The sequence below is a fragment of the Pseudoalteromonas sp. 19-MNA-CIBAN-0066 genome (assembly GCF_040308705.1).
GTDB classification, from domain to species: domain Bacteria; phylum Pseudomonadota; class Gammaproteobacteria; order Enterobacterales; family Alteromonadaceae; genus Pseudoalteromonas; species Pseudoalteromonas nigrifaciens.
Genome location: NZ_JBEONZ010000024.1, coordinates 12,038 through 31,181, shown reverse-complemented (window position 1 = coordinate 31,181; position 19,144 = coordinate 12,038). Strand labels below are relative to the sequence as shown.

Sequence of the window (19,144 nt, the reverse complement as noted above, 5' to 3'; positions counted from 1 at the left end):
AAGCATTTTATGTCTGTAACTATTTATCATAATCCGCGCTGCTCTAAATCGCGCGAGACCCTAGCTTTATTACAAAGCAAAGCTATTGAGCCAAGTATAGTTGAATACTTAAATACGCCTTTAAGTAGCGAGCAGCTAACTACATTAGTTAAGCAGCTGGGTTTTACATCTGCACGCGAGTTAATGCGCACCAAAGAAGACATTTACAAAACGCTAAACTTAAAAGATGAAACCAGTGAAGCTGCACTTATTAATGCTATGGTACAAAATCCAAAACTAATTGAGCGCCCTATTGTGGTTAACAATGATAAAGCTGCTGTTGGTCGCCCTCCAGAAAACGTATTAAGCGTTTTATAATGAGCACGACCATAGTGGTACTTTACCATTCAAGCCATGGCTCAGTTGAAGCTATGGCCCATGAAATTGCCGAGTCTATAGAGCAACAAGGGGCCAGCGCTTTGCTGCGCACTTTTGTTGCTAAAAACCCACACGACATTATTATCACTAAAGACGATTTAATAAACTGTGATGGCCTTGCCTTTGGCACACCTACTCGCTTTGGTATGATGGCTTCTCAAGCAAAAATGTTTTGGGAAACCACCAGCGAATTATGGTTAAAAGGGCAATTAATTGACAAACCAGCCTGTGTTTTTTCGTCGTCAAGCAGTATGCATGGCGGCAACGAAGCTACATTACTTAACTTATCGCTGCCGTTACTGCACCATGGCATGATGTTACTTGGTGTGCCTTACGATGTACCCGAATTGCTAGCAACACAAACCGGTGGCACACCCTATGGTGCAACACATGTTGCTGGTAGTAGTAATAGTACTGAATTAAGTAAAGACGAAATTAAAATATGCCAAAGTGTTGGCAAACGCCTCACTCAAATTGCGAGAAAACTTCAATGAAAACAGCTGAAATTCCAGCTAAAAAGCCAATTACTGTTAAATTTCAACGTACCGCGATTTTTGGTTATGTCGGTTTATTAATTTTAATGCCGTTATGGATGTTTGTATTTGCACCGAGAGAAGGCCACAGCAATGGCTTTATTTTTGCCGTGTACATACTGCCATTATTATTTCCTCTTAAAGGCATAATTCAAGACAAAGCGTATACGTATGCATGGGCAAACTTTATTGTTATGCTTTACTTTATTCATGGCCTTACATTGCTTTGGGTAGCGCAAGATGAGCTGGTATGGGTATTGTTAGAGCTACTATTTGCCTCTGCTATGTTTATTGGCTGTACCTACTATGCTAGGCATCGTGGGCAAGAACTTGGCTTAAAAATTCGTAAATTGAAAGACGATCTCGCCGAAGAAAAAGCAGCGCACGAGCACGAAAAAACAGATTAAATTATAATTTAAACACAAAAAACGCGCTAATTAGCGCGTTTTTTATTTATGCATCGTTATCGCCTATTTATGGGGAACAGCTACACTACATAGGCTCTGCCTTGCCTAACGGCCAAACACATTGCTGCAAATTTAACCTCGAAAGATAAACTTGTAAATATTTAAACTAAAGAACTTAATGCGGCAAGGGTTACAATAGCGGCTAAACCTAACTGCCCTACTAGGCTAACTAAAGAAAAGCCTCTTAATACAAATAATCCCCACGGGTGTTTAATGTGCGGGTACAGCGCGCAGCGCTTTAAAGTAGCCGCAAAAAAGAAACACACCGCCGCAATCATAGTTAGAGTTAATGTTAATTCGCTTTTTATGGTTATTGTTTCATCAAAAAAGAAAAACAATTGCACCGGCAATAATAAAGTAACCAGAGCATGCAGCGCATGCACTTTTTTAATGCGATCAAACTGCCCTTCAGGCGACAACTCTTTAATACCAAAGTCGCGCTCAAGGCACTTTACTAAGTTACTCGCTTTTATGCTCACCGCTAAGCGATAACAGCTAAGCCCTTCGTTATTACGCACTCTAAAGTCATACCCCGCCTTTAGCAGCAATACCATAAGCGATTCGTTTTTAGAGAGCACAGCATAATGCAAGGCAGTATTCCCCTTATCATCAACTGCTTTTTTATCTTGTTGGCTCAGCAGGGTTTCAACTACATTTACGTAGCCTTTTTCAGCAGCCCACATAAAGGCTGTTTTATTGTGCTCATCGGCAAGCGTACCTGTTGCGCCTTGCTCAATAAAGCGCATGGCCATCATTTGCTTAGCGGTTTTTTTATTTAAATGAGCAAGCAAAGCTTTTTCAAGTAGTACCACAGAATCTACATCCGGCGATACTTGAGTGAGTAAAGTAAAGTAGTCTTTGCCTTTAGCCACCTTTTCACTTGCCAGTTCAGTTAAATGCTCAAGATCGGCAATTGAACCTGGAATATAAGCACTCAAACGCTCTCTAAAATCAACTTCTTGCCACAGAGCTAGCGTGTCAACCGCCGATAATTTACTGCGATTATTTAACGCATGCTCAATTAGAGTAAAATAGCGTTTAGCAAAAAATAAACTAAATAACGACTGCGGTGTATCAATCTCATTTTGCGCCGATACATTCGCGTATTTTTCGAGCCGTTGGCAAAGCATAAGTACTAAGCTTTCGGGGGTATATTCGTTATCAAAATAATGTTCTTTTACCGCGCTTATATACGTTTGTGCACTTTCGTCATACTCGCAAATATGTTGAAAATAACACTCTTCAAAAGGCTCCAGCGGAGTAAACCACGCTAAATAAAATATGGGCGGTAAAACAGTAGTACATACTCCATCATCTTCATGGGTAGAACGACAGGCAGGCCAAGCTTCTAAAGCATCTAAAATAAAGGCACCATTTTGTTCTACAAGTCCTTTGATAAGTAATGGGTATTCCTTTGGCCAAATCAGTACATTTTCCATTAAAACAACACAACTCCAGTGTAGCTTGGGACAGTGGTCAGTTATAGCAGCTTTTAGCTGACACCACGCTTAATCGACGAGCCGATATTCTAGCACACCTTGATCGCCACGCTAGCGCAAAGTAACGCAATACTTATAAAATAAAAAAGCAGCCAACTACATAACTAGTTGGCTGCTTATTTGGTTGGAGCTGGACTTAATCAGGGTCACATAATCTACTATTAGTTGCTTTTTAATTCGCTAATAACGCTCTCTATACCTACATCAGAAATACGTTGTATAATTTCTTTTTGCTTGGCGCTGAGCAATGAAATGCCTTCTGCAACTATGTCGTATACTTTCCATTGTTCATCTTTCCCTAAGCGCAATTTAAAATGTAAATCTATAGTAGGCGCATTTGCTTGTATTATCTGGGTTTTAACCGTAGCGTACTGTGAGTCGCTCAAAGCGTTATCTTGCTCAAAAACTACTTTTTGACCAGTGTACTTCATTAAAGCACCGGCATAAGTGCCTGTTAAATAATGCTCTACTGCATCAATAAAATTAACTGCTTGCTCGCGCTCAATGCCCTTTATATGTTTGCCTAATAATTTAAATGCTACAAATTTTATATCAATATGCGGCATTAAGCGCTGCTCAACAATGTTAAACATGTCTTCTTTACTTGCATCGCCTTTGGCATTAACTTGGGCTATATCGGCAAATAAAGTATCGGCTACGCTTTTAAGGAGTTGTTGTGGAGATTGTTGCGTTTGAGCAAAAAGTGAGCCGCTAAAGAATACAGCTACAACGAGAAACAGTTTTAAAAACTTCATAATAAATTATTGTCTGTGTGATTAAGATGACGCTAATTTACGCGATAATTACACCTTTAAATAGACTTAAATAAGCAACTTATTAATGCCCATTTAGCACCAATAAAACAAAGTAAATAAATTCAATTAGTTAATCAACCTCGGTTAACACCCTATATACAAGCGTATTTTTGTCCCATTGAAAACACCCATGTTGCGCCCTTACTATTTAGTCACTATTTAACTCAGGCACAGCACTGACACCTATGAAAACGTCATTTTTATCATTATTTATATTTGTTTTATTATTCACGAGTCAACACGCATTCGCACAATCGCAGCACGGCTACGCAATTGATCTGCTCAAGGGAGAAGGTGGCGTAAATGGCTTTAAACTAGCCCATCAATATTATCCTACAGGGTTGCAGTCTTTACTTGGCGATACGCGCTTTTATTTCGAAACCAGTGTAAACCTTTGGCAATATAACCATGGCGATAAAACACAGTCTAATGTAGTGCTTGCCATGTCGCCTGTGCTGTTGTTCCCAGCATTTAGCATTAACAATACCCCCATATATGTAGAAGCGGGTATTGGTATTTCATTGGTTGATGAAACCTATTTTGCGGGTAAAAACATTAGCACTCACTATCAGTTTGAAGACAGAATTGGCTTAGTTGCTGATTTTGGCGAAACCAACGTGGCGCTAAGAATTATTCATTACTCTAATGCGGGCTTTAAAGATCCCAACCCCGGGCTAAATTTTTTAACTCTATCGGTAGCAAAACGCTTTTAAATACAGCATTAGCACCATTTTTTAAGTCACTTTATTGCTGTTTTAAACTAAAACGCTCACACTTATACTTTGCTTATAATTAACGGACGTTGCTATGCAAACTTGGCACATGGTTGTTATTGTTATCATTGTATTTGCTATTATTATTGGTAATCTTGCACTGCTAAAGCACTCGGCAAATTTACCCTTTAAAAAAACAAAGCCCGATAAAACTAACTCTACAGATACAAAAAAGCCCTGAATATCAGGGCTTTTTACTGCTTAATCTTTATAACCAACTAACCAACTAACCAGTGCGCCATTAAGGCAATAACTGGTAAAGTGATTAAGGTTCTAAGAATAAAAATAATAAACAATTCAAAAATATTAACCGGTATTTTACTGCCTAGTAAAAGTGCACCCACTTCCGACATATAAATAAGTTGCGTTACACTCATTGCCGCAATAATAAAACGGGTTACGTCGCTCTCAATTGTGCCCGCTGCTAATATTGAAGGAATAAACATATCAGCAAAACCAACCATAATCGTTTGTGAAGCAAGCTCAGCTTCTGGTATTCGTAGCAGCTCTAAAAATGGAATAAACGGCATACCTAAATACTGAAAAACAGGGGTATATGTGGCAATAATTAACGCAAATGTACCTACCGCCATTACGACAGGTAATACAGCAAACACCATATCAAATGCATTGTGTAAGCCTTCTTTTAACGTGCCTTTAAACCCTGGCGATCTATGCGCTTTAGCTAACGCAACATCTAAAGAATGCCCAAACAAGGTTTTACCACTTGGTACAGACTCAGCATGCTCATCGCGTTTACTGCCATCTATAAAGCTATCTTTTTTGAAGCGTAACGGCGGTAAGCGCGGCACAATAATCGCAGCAACCACACCGGCTAAACACACAGTTAAATAAAACGGTGCAAAGTGACTCTCTAAGCCCACTTGTTCAATAACCACTAAGCTAAAGGTAATCGAAACTGCCGAAAACGTAGTACCAATTATGGCCGCTTCACGCTCAGTGTAATGTTTTTCTTCGTACTGACGCGCAGTCATTAAAATACCTACGCTGCCATCACCTAACCACGACGCCGCACAGTCAACAGCACTGCGCCCCGGCACACCAAATAACGGACGCATAAGTTTAGTAAACAAGGTGCCCACTAGCTCTAACAAACCAAAATTTAATAACAGCGGCAGTAATAACCCCGCTAAAACAAATACCGAAAACAAAATAGGCAATAAATCGTTTAAAACCAAGCCGCCCGTATCTGCCGAGGTAATAGCATTAAATACCGGTAATAAAAACGCAGGAAGCGCCGAGCTCACGTCTGCGCCGGTTTGACTAATAAAGGTCAAAACAATAAACAGCATACCCAGTAAGCGAATACCTAGCCAAAGCCAGTTAACATCAAATAAGTGTTTTAGTATAAAAGACTTTTTAATAAAGCTAGGCTTAACAACTTTGGCTAATAGCGAAAGCACACCCGTTACACAAATAATGAATGTAAGCAGCTCAATCATAACAGAGCTAATTCCCTCTTTAATTGCTTTAGCCATTAATGCAATGGGAATGGTCATACCATCAGCAATAGGGATTGGTGTCATAAATAAAAACAAACCAATTAGCGAAGGAACTAAAAAGGTAAGCCAAGTGCGCATATTATATTGCGACGAAGTGGGGAACTGAGACATATTTTTAACCTATAAAAACCACAAAAAGAGCAAAGTGCTCTTTTTGTGGTAAAAACTTATTATTATTAAATATTAATACCGCGCTGAATGAGTGCAGCCACTAATGCTTGCTGTAAACCATTCATAGTACCTGGCTCAAGCGTATCGCCTTGTTCATCCATCCAGGTCAGACTAGTGCCGCCTTGTTTGGTTTTACTTACTAATATTTGATATTGACCTTCATCAATAGGTAATTGGGTTACTTCGTCACCCCAAATAGAATCCCATACACTTGACTCTGGTTTTTTATAATCTGCCGTAATTAAGCCTGTATCTGGGTTAATTTCAACAATAGTGAACGACAAGCGCTCTAAAAACCCTGAAAAACGGTCAAATACAGTTTCATACGACTGCTCAGTTACAAGTGCTGCATTACCTTTGTTATCAAAGCCCATTTCTAAAGAAATAATACCTTGGCGTTTGCGCATATCAACTTCAAGTTGACGATAACGATAATCAAACTCGCTAATAACTTGGTTAAGTGCACGCACTTCTAACTGTTGCTTAAATAAATCACTTAAAGGCTCATCACCTTTAAAGTCAATAAGTTCAGCACTTAATGAAGCCGTACGCTGATGCGACTTTTCTTCAATTGTAAATTTAAAGCGTTCTAAATCAACACTTTCGTCGCTATTCCATAACCAGCTTTCTTCTGGCTTAATAATAGCGTACCAATCTGTTTCTATAATGCCTAGTAGCTTGTCTGCTTTAGTCGCTTGCGTGTTATTGTCGGCTAAAACCGCATTAATAGACTCCCAAATAAACTCATCTAGGTCATCAATACCATCGTTTTTATCAAAATAAACACGGGCGTTTTTATCTGTTTCTTCAACCCAACTACCCTTTGCTACTGTAAGTACTTGAGCAGGCGGACGGTAATTTGTAGCATCTGGATTATTACTATATTGGCCTACATCCATTTTATATGTTGGATCTTGAGCGGGTTGTGATAACGATGCAGGCACTTTTACTGCTTCATGAGCGCGATAATTACGCTCGTCATGTGCATCATTAGTAAATACACTACATCCTGATAAACTTACCAATACACTTACTGTTAGTGCTTTTGGGATCCAATACTGCACAGATATTTCTCCTTAGCATACCCTTTAATTGTTTTAACAAGTATATGAGTGGGTAATGCCGATTTGGTTCAGTGTAAAATCAATATTAACTTTACAGTTATAATTTGGTTGCCTGGTTGCTTAATACTCACCTCTGTTAACAAAAGTAAGCAACAAATAGACACATTTGGGCTATGGTACTTTCCCATGCTTGTAAAAACAAGAAACACTGTACTTTTAAACTGCTAAATTAGCAGCCTGTGTAGTTTAAACACGTTTTTGTGTTAAACTTCGCCGCCACGCAACTTTATGTGTTTACTTTTTGTGTTGCCAACTGCGCTGTTGTAATTCAAGTAACTTAGGTATTTAAACCCATGACTGCACACTCAAATCATCAAATTGTTTTAACAGCTATTGGCGAAGACAGGTCTGGCATAGTTAGTGAGTTAACTCAGCTAGTAAGCGATTGCCACTGTAATATAATAGATAGCCGCATTGCTATTTTAGGTAACGAATTTACATTTATCATGCTACTTAGCGGTGACATGTCGGCCATTAGCCGCATAGAACATACCCTGCCTACCAAAGCGATGGAACTGGGTTTGCTCACTATGATGAAGCGCACAGCAAGTCATAACCAAGGAGCGTTTCGCGCCGGTTACACACTAGAGTACACAGGCACCGACACACCCGGCACTTTGAGTAAAGTTACGCGCTTTTTTGCAGACAACAATATTATTATTTGCTCACTAAAGTCAGACACTTATGATGACGAAGAAGCAGTAATGAGAATGCGCTGTGAACTAGAGTTTAATATTCCTGTTGAAGTAGATGTAGACCAATTTAAAATTAGTTTTGAAAAACTTTCTCACCTTCTCAACGTAGACTATATATTTAGACGTATTCGTTAAATTAAGGAGCAAGCATGAACAAAATCAGCCCATTACAAGCCGGCGACAACGCCCCCGCTTTTAGCTTACAAAACCAAAACGACGAAACAATCACCTTAAGCGAGTTGTTAAAACAGCAACAAGTACTGGTTTATTTTTACCCTAGAGCGTCAACACCAGGCTGTACCGTACAAGCCGAAAACCTACGCGACCAGCAAGCAGAACTGGCAAAATTTAACACCCGCGTAGTAGGCATAAGCCCAGATCCAATTAAACGCCTTAAAAATTTCGAAACTAAAAAAGAACTTAACTTCGATTTACTCTCAGATGAAGATCACGCCATTGCAGATGCATTTGGAATTTGGGGCTACAAAAAATTTATGGGCAAAGAATACGACGGCATACACCGCCTGACGTTCTTAATCGGTCAAGACGGCAAAATTAAACACCTGTTCGATAAGTTTAAAACCAAAGATCACCATCAGGTAGTGTTGGATTATCTCGCAGCAGAATAAGTTAGCGGCAGAGTAAGTTACTCGCTGTTAGAAATTAGACATAAAAAAGCGTTGCTCAAGGGCAACGCTTTTTTGTGGGTGTTGATTAAATTATACTTTTCATCGAAAGGTAAACTCACAGCGACTATCAAACGCTCAATGATGATAATGTCTGAAGTCAAGATTTGACCCCTACGGCTCTTGGTTTTTGTTCTACATTCGCTACGCCCAAGATCGACATATCTATTATCTGATAATTACTGCAAATTTATTTACTCAGCGACGTTTGACAAAAGTAAATTTAAATCATCGATGACTTGAGTCCACATGCTGTTTTTATCCCATTCCTCTTGGAGAAACGTGCGTTGGCTATCATTCCAAATCTTAGATTCTTTTAATGATTCGCCTGCTGCTAATTGATTTTTTTCGATAAACTCATTAATGGCGTCATCCGAACTGTCTAATCCTAATTGCGCAAACAAGTTATTCATCGTATATTCTGATTCTGCTAACATTTTGTTTCTCCTACAATTATTTTAATTTAAACCTTAGCATATTGGCCCGGGTAAGTATACTCAGCCTGGGTAGAGCACGCGGCTTACCCTGTGTTTTGGTTCGTTAATAAATCCCCACATCAAGCCCAGCTGCTATGGTCATACCTAACGCTTCGCATTGCTCAAGAAACGCTGGTTGCCAGTCGCCACGACACACTAATGGTGGATGAGCCCAGTGCCAACGCAAGCCACTACAAATTGATTCAACTGCTCGGCAAGTACCAGTACCATCGTTACCAGCACGAACAAATAATGCACAAGGCAAACCCTGTTTTACATCTAGGCAAGGGTAATAACAACGGTCAAAAAAATCTTTCAATGCGCCACTCATATAACCGAGGTTTTCCGTCGTGCCCATAATTATCGCATCGCAAGCTAATACATCTTCAGGTGTGGCGTTTAATGGTGATACCCAGCGTGCTTGTACTTGCTCAATTTCTGGATGCTGTGCCCCTGTCAAAACAGCATTAACCATTAACTGGGTATTTTTAGAGGGCGCATGGGCAACAATTAACAGTGTTTTCATAGTTTTCCTGCTTTTGTGTTTTAGCGGCAACTGTTTTTCGCCAGCTGTGTTACTGCCGGTAGAGTAGAATTTTTATACTATAAGATAAAGCCATTGATAAGTTAATACTATGTCATTAGATAAAATACCGGCGCAAATTGCCACTGCTCGGCAAGGGCCATGTGAAAAAATGCCGCCTGTGGAGACAAAGAGACAAAGGGGTCAAATCTTGACTTCAGACATCACGATTAATTAACGACTGATCTCCAGTCGTACGACAACGCTAAATGCTGATAATAATTGGCAAGATATTTTGCTGTGTCGGATGGCGCTTCGCTTATCCGACCTACGTTTTCAAATATATAATGCGGGTTTATTAGGGGGTGGGTATTCGTTGGGTTTCGCTACGCTCTACCCAACCTACGTCGTTTGTCTTAAATTTTTACGCAAGCAAAAATAGCATTGCCCGAATTACCATTCCACGGGGTTATTTGCTCATAGTTATGCTCAAATATATGGATTTCGAAATAAGGCTGCAAAACTGCTTTTAGCTCGGTGAAGCTAAGCGCCACCATGGGGTGTTCATCATTCCAGATGAATGTTTCATCGCTTGTGGTTTTTTCAATACGCAGTTTTAGCGACTGTTTTTCGCCCGTGCCACTGTAATGCCAGCCAGAGCTGAAGGTAAATAAACTATTTTCACTAGTTGCTGTATGTTTTACAAATGAATCGTTATTTATAGTATTTTTATCAACTGCGTTAAAACACAACATGCCACCGGCTTTTAGTGCGTTATGTACGCTGATGATACATGCTTTTAATTTTTCAATGCCATCACAGTAGTGAATTGAATACAAAAAACAGGTAATTAAATTTTGCTGCTGCGCTACGGTAAACTCGCTCATATTTTGCAATGTAAATTGTGCTTCTGGGCAGCGAATAGCGGCTCTATCTAGCATAGGTTGATTAATGTCGAGGCCACTGCTTGTATAGCCAAAATTAATAAAATGCCGTACATGCGGGCCTGTGCCACACGCTAAATCTAGGTGTGTATTTGCGCCATTACCAAAAATTTGGTGTAACCGTTTAATAAAATGGCTTTGAGCTTGATAATCTATATCAGCGCACATTAAGTCATAGTAACCAGAGAGATCTGTGTATAAAGCATTTGCGGACATATTGGCCTAGTTATTAAAGGGTAAGTAATTTGGGTGGCGCATAGTAAACTAGTTATTAGTATTAGCGAAGTAAGCTTTAGGGTAGATGTAATTAAGGGTGTCGGATGGCGCTTCGCTTATCCGACCTACGTAATATAAATTAACGCCGAGCTGGTATTAGCTCAAAGCTAATCACTTAAAACCCGGCTTAATTATTAGTTAATCCCTAAATACTTATGCACTTGAATTGATAAGCGCCAGTTTTTAGCAATACAGGTTTTAATAGCCAGTTTAGTTGCTGACTCTTTTTGGCTAATAGGCTGTAAATAAACCAATTTAGGGTTAACACCCGTTTTAACAAACAGCTCTTCTAGCTCCTCTACATGCTTTTGCATGGCAACGGGGTGTTTAATTTCGTTGGCGCGCTGCATGGCGGTTGTAAGTACCTCAAAACCGCCGCGCATATTAATTTTTGGCGATACAGTAACCCAAGTTTGCGCTGGGGCAAGTATTTCAAAGGTGCCGCTGGTTTCTATTTGCGTACTGAAGCCGTTTTCGTGCAATAAATTACACACTGGGTTTAAGTCGTACATGCAAGGCTCGCCACCTGTGATCACCACATGCTTTGCGGTATAACCACGTGATTGAAATAACGCTAATATGTTTGCTGCGCTGGCTTGTGCCCAATGATCTGAATCGGCTTTTTTTTCTACTGTTTCGTCAAGCGACACTTTGTACACATTATCAACATCCCATGTTTGTTTTGTATCGCACCAAGAGCACCCTACTGGGCAACCTTGCAAACGCAAAAATATAGACGGTGTACCAGTATAACTAGCTTCACCTTGGATGGTTTCAAACACTTCATTTATTTTGTACAAAAGAGAACTCACTTACGATCAAGCAGCAAAATTGCTACCATTAAGGACTAAATAGCGCAGCGCAAAAATTGTTATTTATGCCGTGGGCATGTAGTATATCGTGCCCTGATATAAACCTCTATTAAAACTAAAGAGCAAAACCAGATATGACGCAAAAAGTAGTAGTTATTTATTCCGGCGGTATGGATTCATTTACCGTATTAAATAAGGCCCTGCAACAAGGACATGATGTTTATGCCTTATCGTTTGACTATGGTCAGCGTCATGTAAAAGAACTTAAGGTGGCAGCCCAGGTATGTAAGCAATTAAATGTGCCACACAAAATTGTTGATATTTCGGCTATTAATCAAATTATTGGCGGCTCATCTTTAACTGATGATATTGACGTGCCAGAAGGCCATTACGAAGAAGACAGCATGAAAAGCACAATAGTGCCAAACCGTAATATGATTTTACTGTCTTTAGCGGTAGGTTATGCAGTGTCGCTTAAAGCGAGCCAGGTTTATTATGGTGCCCACTCTGGGGATCATGCGATTTACCCTGATTGTCGTCCTGAATTTGTGCAAAAAATGGATGATGTGTGCCGCATTGCCAACTACGATGCCGTAGAAATTTTTAGCCCGTATTTAAACAATACAAAAATTGATATTTTAACCGATGGTATTGCAATGGGCTTAGATTACAGCCAAACATGGACCTGTTATAACGGCCGTGAAAAAGCCTGTGGTAAATGTGGAGCATGCCAAGAGCGCTTAGAAGCATTTGAGGTCAATAACTTAACCGACCCGCTAGAATACGAATAAACAATTTATTAAGGCTATCATCGATAGCCTTTTTTATGGGTGCTTGTTTATAGCCAGCGTTTTACTTTGTTTTTGTATTGGATGTAATCCTCACCAAAGAGCTGAGTAAGCGCCCGCTCTTCAGGAATAATTTGAAACAGTGTTAAGTAGGCAATAAAACCCGCCACACACAAAAGTGCCCATAACGAGCTTAACCAAATACCCCACCCTAGTAGTATAAATACAAAACCCACATACATAGGGTTACGAGAAAACCTATAAACGCCACTGGTAACTAAACTTGTCGCTTGCTCTGGTTTACTTGGGTTTACTGTGGTGTTAGCCAAACGAAAACTAACCAATCCGGCAATACAAAATACGCAGCCTATAGTTACTAAACTCACCGTTAAATATAAAATAAAGGCACTAAAATCAATCACACTATAATGTGCAATTAAGGCCATTATTAATGCAAAAAAAAGCACAACAACAAGTGGAGGAATTTTATTATTTAACATAGCAGCTCACTTAATTAGTTAATAAAAGGGGCAAACTCTTTGCTTAATCATTACACAATATAGCCAATGTATAAACTACCAGCACACCGGCAATCAACATTTAGAAAAATAAAGTTACAATTAGGCGCTTTATCGTAAATGTATTACGGTTATACTTTAACCAAAGTAATTAACAGGAAGCGGTTATGTCGGGCACTACCATGATTGTATTAATTGTACTTATATCTGTTGGCTCTGGAGTTATATACGATATGTACAAAAAACATTTAGAATTTAAACACCGTATGCAAAATAATAATAGCGATGCTAATAAGCACCTTGCTGAAGTAAATGCGCAAGTTCAAGCATTAAAAGAGCGTGTGCAAACCCTTGAAACCATAGTTACCGATTCAAGCTTTGACGTAAAACAAGAAATAAATAAACTATAAATAATTTTCATATAAATGGGCGTTTTCTGGCTGCTCAATACCGTGGGCAGCTAAAAAACCACCAATAACCTGACCACAGCCCTGTGGTGCTCGGGTGCTGTCTATTTCAAAGTTTAATTGATTAGCGTGCTGCTTGCCCATAGAGCACAAGCCTAGCGCGTCTGGCGAACGTATAGCTACACTTAACTCCCCTATTTGCTCGGCCATTACCTGTTTGCTAAAGCGTGCAAAATTTTTATATTTAAAGTGCTCGCTTACATACTCGTTACTAATGGCTACAAGCGCTGTAATAAAGCCATGTAAAAAGCTATTTGCCGATGTATCGGTTGTTAAAAATGCCATGGTTTTATTATTAAACTCATTTAATTGGCAATCACTACAATTAAGCTCAAGCGTATATAAGTGCTGCTTACTGGTTATTACTTGATGGTTTTTAATCACTATGCTCATACCGGCAAATATCAGCCGTTTAGCTATCGATTGAGCGCTCGCTTGATCAGTGCTATTACTTACCAACTCAGGGTTTTGCGCCATTAATGACAAGTCGTGATGGTTATTAAATGGCGTACTTGTTGCCCCTTTATGCGTTAATTGCAGCAGCTCTCGCACTTCGTGCTCTCGTGCTATTTTAAGTGCTAAAAACGCAGTTTGAATAAGCTCTGAGGTTGGTAGGTTTTTTTCTACTAGCCAGCGCCTGCCAAATAATAATTTTTTTGCGCGAGTGTGATTTTTGTTAGCTGCGCTATTTTTCTCGCAGTTTGAATTATTTGAATAGTTGTCTGGGCTAAGCACTGCCACTTGTAAGTAAAGCTGTTCATTTTGCTGGGCAGCAACCACTCTAAAGTGCGCCGAAAAGTCGATATTTTCAAGCACTGTATTAACACTTTCAAGTGTGTGTTGGTAGCGTAAAAAATGCTGTGGAACAACCCAATTATTATTCTTTAATTGCACCAAAGGGGCATACGAAATTGGCTGCTCGTAACTGTATTGCCATTTTTTATTATTGACGAGAGGTATACGGTGGCTGTTTTTATTTGGCATAAATTAGTTCGCACATGGCAATATATTGTCTGTAGCTATTTACGTTATTAGCGGCAATATTAGATCACATTTATGTGCAATTCTAAGTGGCTAATATTTAATTAATTAAGCTCTGCGTTTGTGATGATCGGGTGCAGGAATGCCTGTCGTAAAAATAAAATTACCCATTACCCTCATAAACACTACTTTAGGTAAATAGTGCCTTAGTAATAAAAATGGCGCATGTATTATAACATTGCGCCACGGCTCATTTTTTACTGGTAACTAATAACTAAAAACTGGTTATTAATTAAGAGTCATAATTTAAATTAGGCTACTGTTTGCGATGTTTTATAAACAAGCGCTTTTAAGCTTCTGTCACGATCTACTTCAATAAAACGCTCTGTAGCAGCTAACCGTTCAACAAACTCAATAGCGCCCTCTGTGTGCTCTGTAATTAAGGCTTTAAAAGCCTCTTCACTAAGCTCTGGGCTGTTAGCGCAAAGTAATAGCTGGGTTGTATCGCTTAATAGCTCAGGTAATCTGCGCAGTACTTTTTGATAGTCTTTCGTTAAAATAAAGCTGCCTTTTTGAAAGCTTGGCGGATCAACAATAATGAGATCAAACGGCGCTGCTTTTTTTAATTTACCAAACGACTTTAAAATATCATGCGGTAAAAAGCTCACCCCTTTATTAAAGCCATTGAGCTGATGATTTTGTTTACCCACCCTAAGCACGCCTTTGCTCATATCCATGTTCATTACATGATCGGCTCCGCCTTGCATTGCCGCCAGCGAAAACCCACAGGTATACGAAAATAAGTTAAGTACTTTTGCCTGTTTACTGTTTGCTTGCACAAACTCACGGCCGCTGCGCATATCAGGAAATATTCCAGTATTTTGGCGGCTGGTTAAATCAACTAAAAAGCCAATACCGTTTTCTTTTACCACATGTTGGCTAGGCAATTGCCCATAAACCAGAGTATTTTGGCTTTGTACACCCGCGCGCTGCTGATACACAAGCGCAGTAATAAGCTCAGGGTGATGTTGCTGCGCCCATTGCCACAGCACACTGGTTAGTTCGCTCAGCGTTGGCTCATCTATTTCATCATAAGACACTAAAAACAAACTAGGTGGGTAAAAGTCTAAGTTAATATGGCTTAGCGCTTCTACGCTATGGCCGCGGCCATGAAACACGCGGCACAGCTCATTTTTTAATAAAGGGGCATCGGCTAATGCGTCAATAAGTGGAGTAAAATTAGGGGTCATAGTTAATTTATCAACTGTTGTTGGAGTTCGTGTATTTCATCACGCACTGAGGCTGCTTTTTCAAATTCTAGATCACTGGCGTAAGCGTGCATTTTACTGTCGAGTTGCTTAATTTGCACTGTGATTTCTTTAGCACTAAGGACTTTTTTAGACTCTTTACGAATGAGTCTAAGGTTATCTTTTGGCCCTGCTTCTTCGCCTACGTCCATCGAATCTAGAATCTTTTTGGCTAACGAATGTGGTTCAATACCGTGTTCAATATTATAAGCATGCTGAATTTCGCGCCTACGTGCGGTTTCGTCCATCGCCTTAGCCATCGATTTTGTAATTCGGTCACCGTATAAAATTGCGCGCCCTTCTAAATGACGTGCGGCGCGGCCTACGGTTTGAATAATAGAGCGCGCTGAGCGTAAAAAGCCTTCTTTATCGGCATCAAGAATTGCCACCAGTGCTACTTCTGGCATATCGAGGCCTTCACGTAGTAAGTTAATGCCTACTAACACATCAAATACTCCAGCGCGTAAATCGCGAATAATTTCGACTCGCTCTACGGTGTCTATATCTGAGTGAAGGTAGCGCACTTTTACATTGTGCTCACTTAAGTAGTCGGTTAAATCCTCCGACATACGTTTGGTTAGCGTGGTAACCAGTACCCGCTCACCTTTCTCAACACTTTTATAAATTTCTGAAAGCAAGTCGTCAACCTGGTCCCCCACTGGGCGCACTTCAATAAGTGGATCAAGCAGTCCTGTTGGTCGAATTACTTGCTCTGCAATTGCGCCTACGCAGCGATCTAATTCAAAATCGCCTGGGGTTGCCGATACATAAATTGTTTGTGGCGAAATAGCTTCAAATTCTTCAAAGCGCAGTGGGCGGTTATCCATAGCCGATGGCATTCTAAAACCATATTCAACCAGGTTTTCTTTGCGGCTTCTGTCGCCTTTGTACATCGCGCCAATTTGCGACACTGTTACATGCGATTCATCAATAATCATTAATGCATCGTCGGGTAAATAGTCAAGTAAAGTTGGCGGCGGATCGCCCGGTGTACGCCCCGATAAGTAACGGCTGTAGTTTTCTATGCCTGAGCAATAACCAAGCTCGCGCATCATTTCAATGTCGTACTGCGTACGCTGTGTTACGCGCTGCTCTTCTACCAATTTATTGGCACTTAATAGCTGTGCTCGGCGATCTTTTAGCTCTTCTTGTATTTTTTCGATAGCACCAAGAATTTTTTCACGCGGGGTTACATAGTGTGTTTTAGGGTAAATAGTGGTGCGCACTATGTGTTTTTCAATTGCGCCTGTGAGGGGGTCAAAAATACTTAAGCGTTCTATTTCGTCATCAAACATTTCTACACGTATCGCAAATGTGCTTGATTCTGCAGGAAATATATCAACCACTTCGCCACGTACTCGGTACGTGCCGCGGCTAAAGTCTACATCATTACGGGTATATTGTATTTCGGCTAAGCGGCGTAGCATATCGCGCTGATCCACTTTTTCGCCCACTTTTAAAAGTAGCATCATTTTCATGTATGATTTTGGATCGCCCAAACCATAAATGGCCGACACTGAGGCTACAATTATAGTATCGCGGCGCTCAAGCAGTGCCTTTGTAGCACTTAAGCGCATTTGCTCAATGTGTTCGTTAATAGATGCGTCTTTTTCTATAAACGTATCACTAGAAACCACATAGGCTTCTGGCTGGTAATAATCGTAATAAGAAACAAAATATTCAACTGCGTTTTTAGGAAAAAACTCTTTCATTTCCCCGTAAAGTTGCGCGGCTAAGGTTTTGTTATGTGCCATTATTATCGTTGGACGGTTTAAGTCGTTAATAATGTTAGCCATGGTAAAGGTTTTACCTGTGCCGGTAGCACCTAGCAAGGTTTGATGAGCAAGCCCGGCCTCAAGTCCTTCGCATAACTGCGCAATCGCGGTGGGCTGATCTCCCGCAGGCTTAAAGTGTGACTTTAGTTGAAAATGATCGCTCAATGACTGCACTCCTGTAACGATTGGTTACTTAATGTTTCAAGCTCTTTCATAAACCATTTATAGGCCACCAAAGCGGTAAACAAGTTACCCACAGCAGCGCCAATAAATAACCCCAATAAGCCAGCAAGTTCGTTGCCTATATACGCAAAGGGTAAATAAAAAATAAATAAACGAATAATACTTAAAAACAATGCGTTCATCGGTTTATGTAAAGCATTAAACGATGAGTTTGATAATATGATCACCCCTTGCAAGCCGTAACTTAATGGAATGGTGTAAATAAATAGTTTTATAACATCAATAACGGCTTGTTCTTTACCAAATAACTGGCTTAACACGCCTGCACTAGCAATTAGTAATATATAAATAATAAACTGCCAAACCATTACAAATTTTAAGGTGCCGGTGTAGGCGTCTTTCACTCTGGATAATTTACTAGCACCAAAGTTTTGGCTTATAAATGGCGGTAATGTCATCGAAAGCGCCAATACTAACAAGCTGGCAATAGATTCTATTTTACTCCCTACCCCAAATGCAGCAACCGCTTCGGGTCCATGATGAGCCACTAATGCGGTCATTACTGCCATTGCAACTGGCGTAAGCATATTTGCCCCTGCCGCAGGCAAACCAATTTTTAATATTTTACTAATAGAGCCAATAACCGTTTGTTTACCTGCTTTTAAACTCAATAAACGTTTTTTTAGTAATATATATAAAATAATCACTACCGCTACTGACCAGGCAATAACACTGGAAATAGCAGCGCCTTCAATACCTAATGCCGGAATAGGTCCAAAGCCAAAAATAAGTATAGGATCGCAAATGGCATTTATTAGCCCTGCCCCGCCCATCACAAAGCTAGGCGTTTTGGTGTCGCCGCTGGCACGTAATACCGAGTTGCCAATCATAGGTGTTATTAAACACACGCTGCCTAAAAACCATACATTCATATACTGATGTATTAGCGGTAATACGTTTTCACCAGCCCCTAGTAAAGTAAATATGGGGTCAATAAACACATAACCAAAAAAAGATAATATAAGTACCAAAATCACAGCCACCAATAAAGAAATACTGGCATCAAAACGCGCTTCATTTACTTTGTGGCTGCCCAAGGCTTTTGCAATAACCGCAGAAGTGCCTATGCCCAAACCAATGGCTAAGCTTATTACCATAAAAGTAACCGGAAATGTAAAGCTCACGGCTGCTAATGGCTCTGTTCCTAATAAGCTAATAAAAAACGTATCAACAATGTTAAACATCATCAACGACACCAAGCCAAATATCATTGGAATGGTCATTTTTTTTAGTGTTGGCGAGATAGGATCATTGAGTAAATCAGGGCGAGTATGTTTTTCTGAAATTACGCGCATAGAATAAGTTGGCCTCTTTTTACTGAGCTAAACATT

The 19,144-nt window shown here is 39.9% G+C and carries 22 protein-coding genes; 9 read left to right on the top strand and 13 right to left on the bottom strand.

What is annotated here, in order from left to right; genetic code table 11:
- Positions 1-9: 9 nt before the first annotated feature.
- Genes arsC through AAEZ18_RS13365 form a run of 3 tightly spaced genes read left to right on the top strand, consistent with a single transcriptional unit; the run spans position 10 to position 1,357 of the window.
- Positions 10-357, top strand: coding sequence for an arsenate reductase (glutaredoxin) (arsC, locus tag AAEZ18_RS13375; protein WP_011327819.1), 348 nt, complete (start codon positions 10-12; stop codon positions 355-357).
- The gene (gene wrbA / locus AAEZ18_RS13370; RefSeq protein ID WP_011327818.1) at positions 357-911 is read left to right on the top strand and encodes an NAD(P)H:quinone oxidoreductase; all 555 of its coding nucleotides are present in this window, start codon (positions 357-359) and stop codon (positions 909-911) included. Before arsC ends, wrbA begins: the two co-directional genes overlap by 1 nt.
- Positions 908-1,357: a DUF2069 domain-containing protein gene (locus AAEZ18_RS13365; RefSeq protein WP_182683231.1), complete on the top strand. Its 450-nt coding sequence runs from the start codon at positions 908-910 to the stop codon at positions 1,355-1,357. Before wrbA ends, AAEZ18_RS13365 begins: the two co-directional genes overlap by 4 nt.
- A gap of 161 nt (positions 1,358-1,518) precedes the next feature.
- Here the strand turns inward: AAEZ18_RS13365 and AAEZ18_RS13360 are convergent, their stop codons facing one another.
- Entirely contained in the window at positions 1,519-2,856 is a 1,338-nt protein-coding gene (locus AAEZ18_RS13360) for an ankyrin repeat domain-containing protein (RefSeq protein ID WP_089368009.1), read from the bottom strand.
- 221 nt (positions 2,857-3,077) lie between these two features.
- Positions 3,078-3,671: an MlaC/ttg2D family ABC transporter substrate-binding protein gene (locus AAEZ18_RS13355; protein WP_011327815.1), complete on the bottom strand. Its 594-nt coding sequence runs from the start codon at positions 3,669-3,671 to the stop codon at positions 3,078-3,080.
- 245 nt (positions 3,672-3,916) lie between these two features.
- Here AAEZ18_RS13355 and AAEZ18_RS13350 point away from each other — a divergent pair, with 245 nt between their 5' ends.
- Both AAEZ18_RS13350 and AAEZ18_RS13345 read left to right on the top strand, forming a co-directional pair.
- A complete protein-coding gene (locus AAEZ18_RS13350; protein WP_011327814.1) occupies positions 3,917-4,444 on the top strand; it encodes an acyloxyacyl hydrolase in 528 nt (175 codons plus the stop codon).
- A 94-nt stretch (positions 4,445-4,538) separates the two neighbouring features.
- The gene (locus AAEZ18_RS13345) at positions 4,539-4,685 is read left to right on the top strand and encodes a DUF2897 family protein (RefSeq protein ID WP_011327813.1); all 147 of its coding nucleotides are present in this window, start codon (positions 4,539-4,541) and stop codon (positions 4,683-4,685) included.
- Positions 4,686-4,722: 37 nt separating this feature from the next.
- Here the strand turns inward: AAEZ18_RS13345 and AAEZ18_RS13340 are convergent, their stop codons facing one another.
- A complete protein-coding gene (locus tag AAEZ18_RS13340) occupies positions 4,723-6,138 on the bottom strand; it encodes a YjiH family protein (RefSeq protein WP_350551198.1) in 1,416 nt (471 codons plus the stop codon).
- Positions 6,139-6,203: 65 nt separating this feature from the next.
- Positions 6,204-7,262 (bottom strand): NlpB/DapX family lipoprotein, encoded by a 1,059-nt coding sequence (bamC, locus tag AAEZ18_RS13335; RefSeq protein WP_350551195.1) that lies wholly within the window; start codon positions 7,260-7,262, stop codon positions 6,204-6,206.
- A 353-nt stretch (positions 7,263-7,615) separates the two neighbouring features.
- On the opposite strand from bamC, the gene AAEZ18_RS13330 reads away from it, so the two are divergent.
- Positions 7,616-8,152, top strand: coding sequence for a glycine cleavage system transcriptional repressor (locus tag AAEZ18_RS13330; protein ID WP_011327809.1), 537 nt, complete (start codon positions 7,616-7,618; stop codon positions 8,150-8,152).
- Positions 8,153-8,166: 14 nt separating this feature from the next.
- Positions 8,167-8,646 carry a thioredoxin-dependent thiol peroxidase gene (gene bcp, locus AAEZ18_RS13325; protein WP_011327808.1) on the top strand — a complete coding sequence of 160 codons (480 nt, stop codon included), beginning with the start codon at positions 8,167-8,169 and terminating at the stop codon, positions 8,644-8,646.
- A 251-nt stretch (positions 8,647-8,897) separates the two neighbouring features.
- Here the strand turns inward: bcp and AAEZ18_RS13320 are convergent, their stop codons facing one another.
- The 4 genes from AAEZ18_RS13320 to queE form a co-directional block, all read right to left on the bottom strand.
- Positions 8,898-9,140: a DUF2789 domain-containing protein gene (locus AAEZ18_RS13320; protein ID WP_011327807.1), complete on the bottom strand. Its 243-nt coding sequence runs from the start codon at positions 9,138-9,140 to the stop codon at positions 8,898-8,900.
- A 103-nt stretch (positions 9,141-9,243) separates the two neighbouring features.
- On the bottom strand, positions 9,244-9,705 hold the full coding sequence (locus tag AAEZ18_RS13315; RefSeq protein WP_089368007.1) for a flavodoxin family protein: 462 nt from the start codon (positions 9,703-9,705) through the stop codon (positions 9,244-9,246).
- Between the two features lie 413 nt (positions 9,706-10,118).
- Positions 10,119-10,862 carry a class I SAM-dependent DNA methyltransferase gene (locus AAEZ18_RS13310; RefSeq protein ID WP_089368006.1) on the bottom strand — a complete coding sequence of 248 codons (744 nt, stop codon included), beginning with the start codon at positions 10,860-10,862 and terminating at the stop codon, positions 10,119-10,121.
- 194 nt (positions 10,863-11,056) lie between these two features.
- Positions 11,057-11,722 carry a 7-carboxy-7-deazaguanine synthase QueE gene (queE, locus tag AAEZ18_RS13305; protein ID WP_089368005.1) on the bottom strand — a complete coding sequence of 222 codons (666 nt, stop codon included), beginning with the start codon at positions 11,720-11,722 and terminating at the stop codon, positions 11,057-11,059.
- Between the two features lie 146 nt (positions 11,723-11,868).
- Here queE and queC point away from each other — a divergent pair, with 146 nt between their 5' ends.
- Positions 11,869-12,525 carry a 7-cyano-7-deazaguanine synthase QueC gene (gene queC / locus AAEZ18_RS13300; RefSeq protein ID WP_011327802.1) on the top strand — a complete coding sequence of 219 codons (657 nt, stop codon included), beginning with the start codon at positions 11,869-11,871 and terminating at the stop codon, positions 12,523-12,525.
- 47 nt (positions 12,526-12,572) lie between these two features.
- Here the strand turns inward: queC and AAEZ18_RS13295 are convergent, their stop codons facing one another.
- Positions 12,573-13,022, bottom strand: coding sequence for a methyltransferase family protein (locus tag AAEZ18_RS13295; protein ID WP_089368004.1), 450 nt, complete (start codon positions 13,020-13,022; stop codon positions 12,573-12,575).
- Positions 13,023-13,207: 185 nt separating this feature from the next.
- Between AAEZ18_RS13295 and AAEZ18_RS13290 the strand changes: the two genes are divergently transcribed.
- Complete coding sequence (locus AAEZ18_RS13290) at positions 13,208-13,450, top strand: hypothetical protein (protein WP_089368003.1); 243 nt, start codon at positions 13,208-13,210, stop codon at positions 13,448-13,450.
- Here the strand turns inward: AAEZ18_RS13290 and AAEZ18_RS13285 are convergent.
- The 4 genes from AAEZ18_RS13285 to AAEZ18_RS13270 form a co-directional block, all read right to left on the bottom strand.
- Positions 13,445-14,491: a hypothetical protein gene (locus tag AAEZ18_RS13285; RefSeq protein ID WP_350551187.1), complete on the bottom strand. Its 1,047-nt coding sequence runs from the start codon at positions 14,489-14,491 to the stop codon at positions 13,445-13,447. The genes AAEZ18_RS13290 and AAEZ18_RS13285 overlap by 6 nt on opposite strands.
- A 308-nt stretch (positions 14,492-14,799) precedes the next feature.
- Positions 14,800-15,738, bottom strand: a complete 939-nt coding sequence (locus AAEZ18_RS13280; protein ID WP_011327797.1) for a class I SAM-dependent methyltransferase — start codon at positions 15,736-15,738, stop codon at positions 14,800-14,802.
- A gap of 2 nt (positions 15,739-15,740) precedes the next feature.
- Positions 15,741-17,735 (bottom strand): excinuclease ABC subunit UvrB, encoded by a 1,995-nt coding sequence (gene uvrB / locus AAEZ18_RS13275; RefSeq protein ID WP_011327796.1) that lies wholly within the window; start codon positions 17,733-17,735, stop codon positions 15,741-15,743.
- Positions 17,732-19,108: an MATE family efflux transporter gene (locus AAEZ18_RS13270; protein ID WP_182683230.1), complete on the bottom strand. Its 1,377-nt coding sequence runs from the start codon at positions 19,106-19,108 to the stop codon at positions 17,732-17,734. Before AAEZ18_RS13270 ends, uvrB begins: the two co-directional genes overlap by 4 nt.
- Positions 19,109-19,144: the final 36 nt, after the last annotated feature.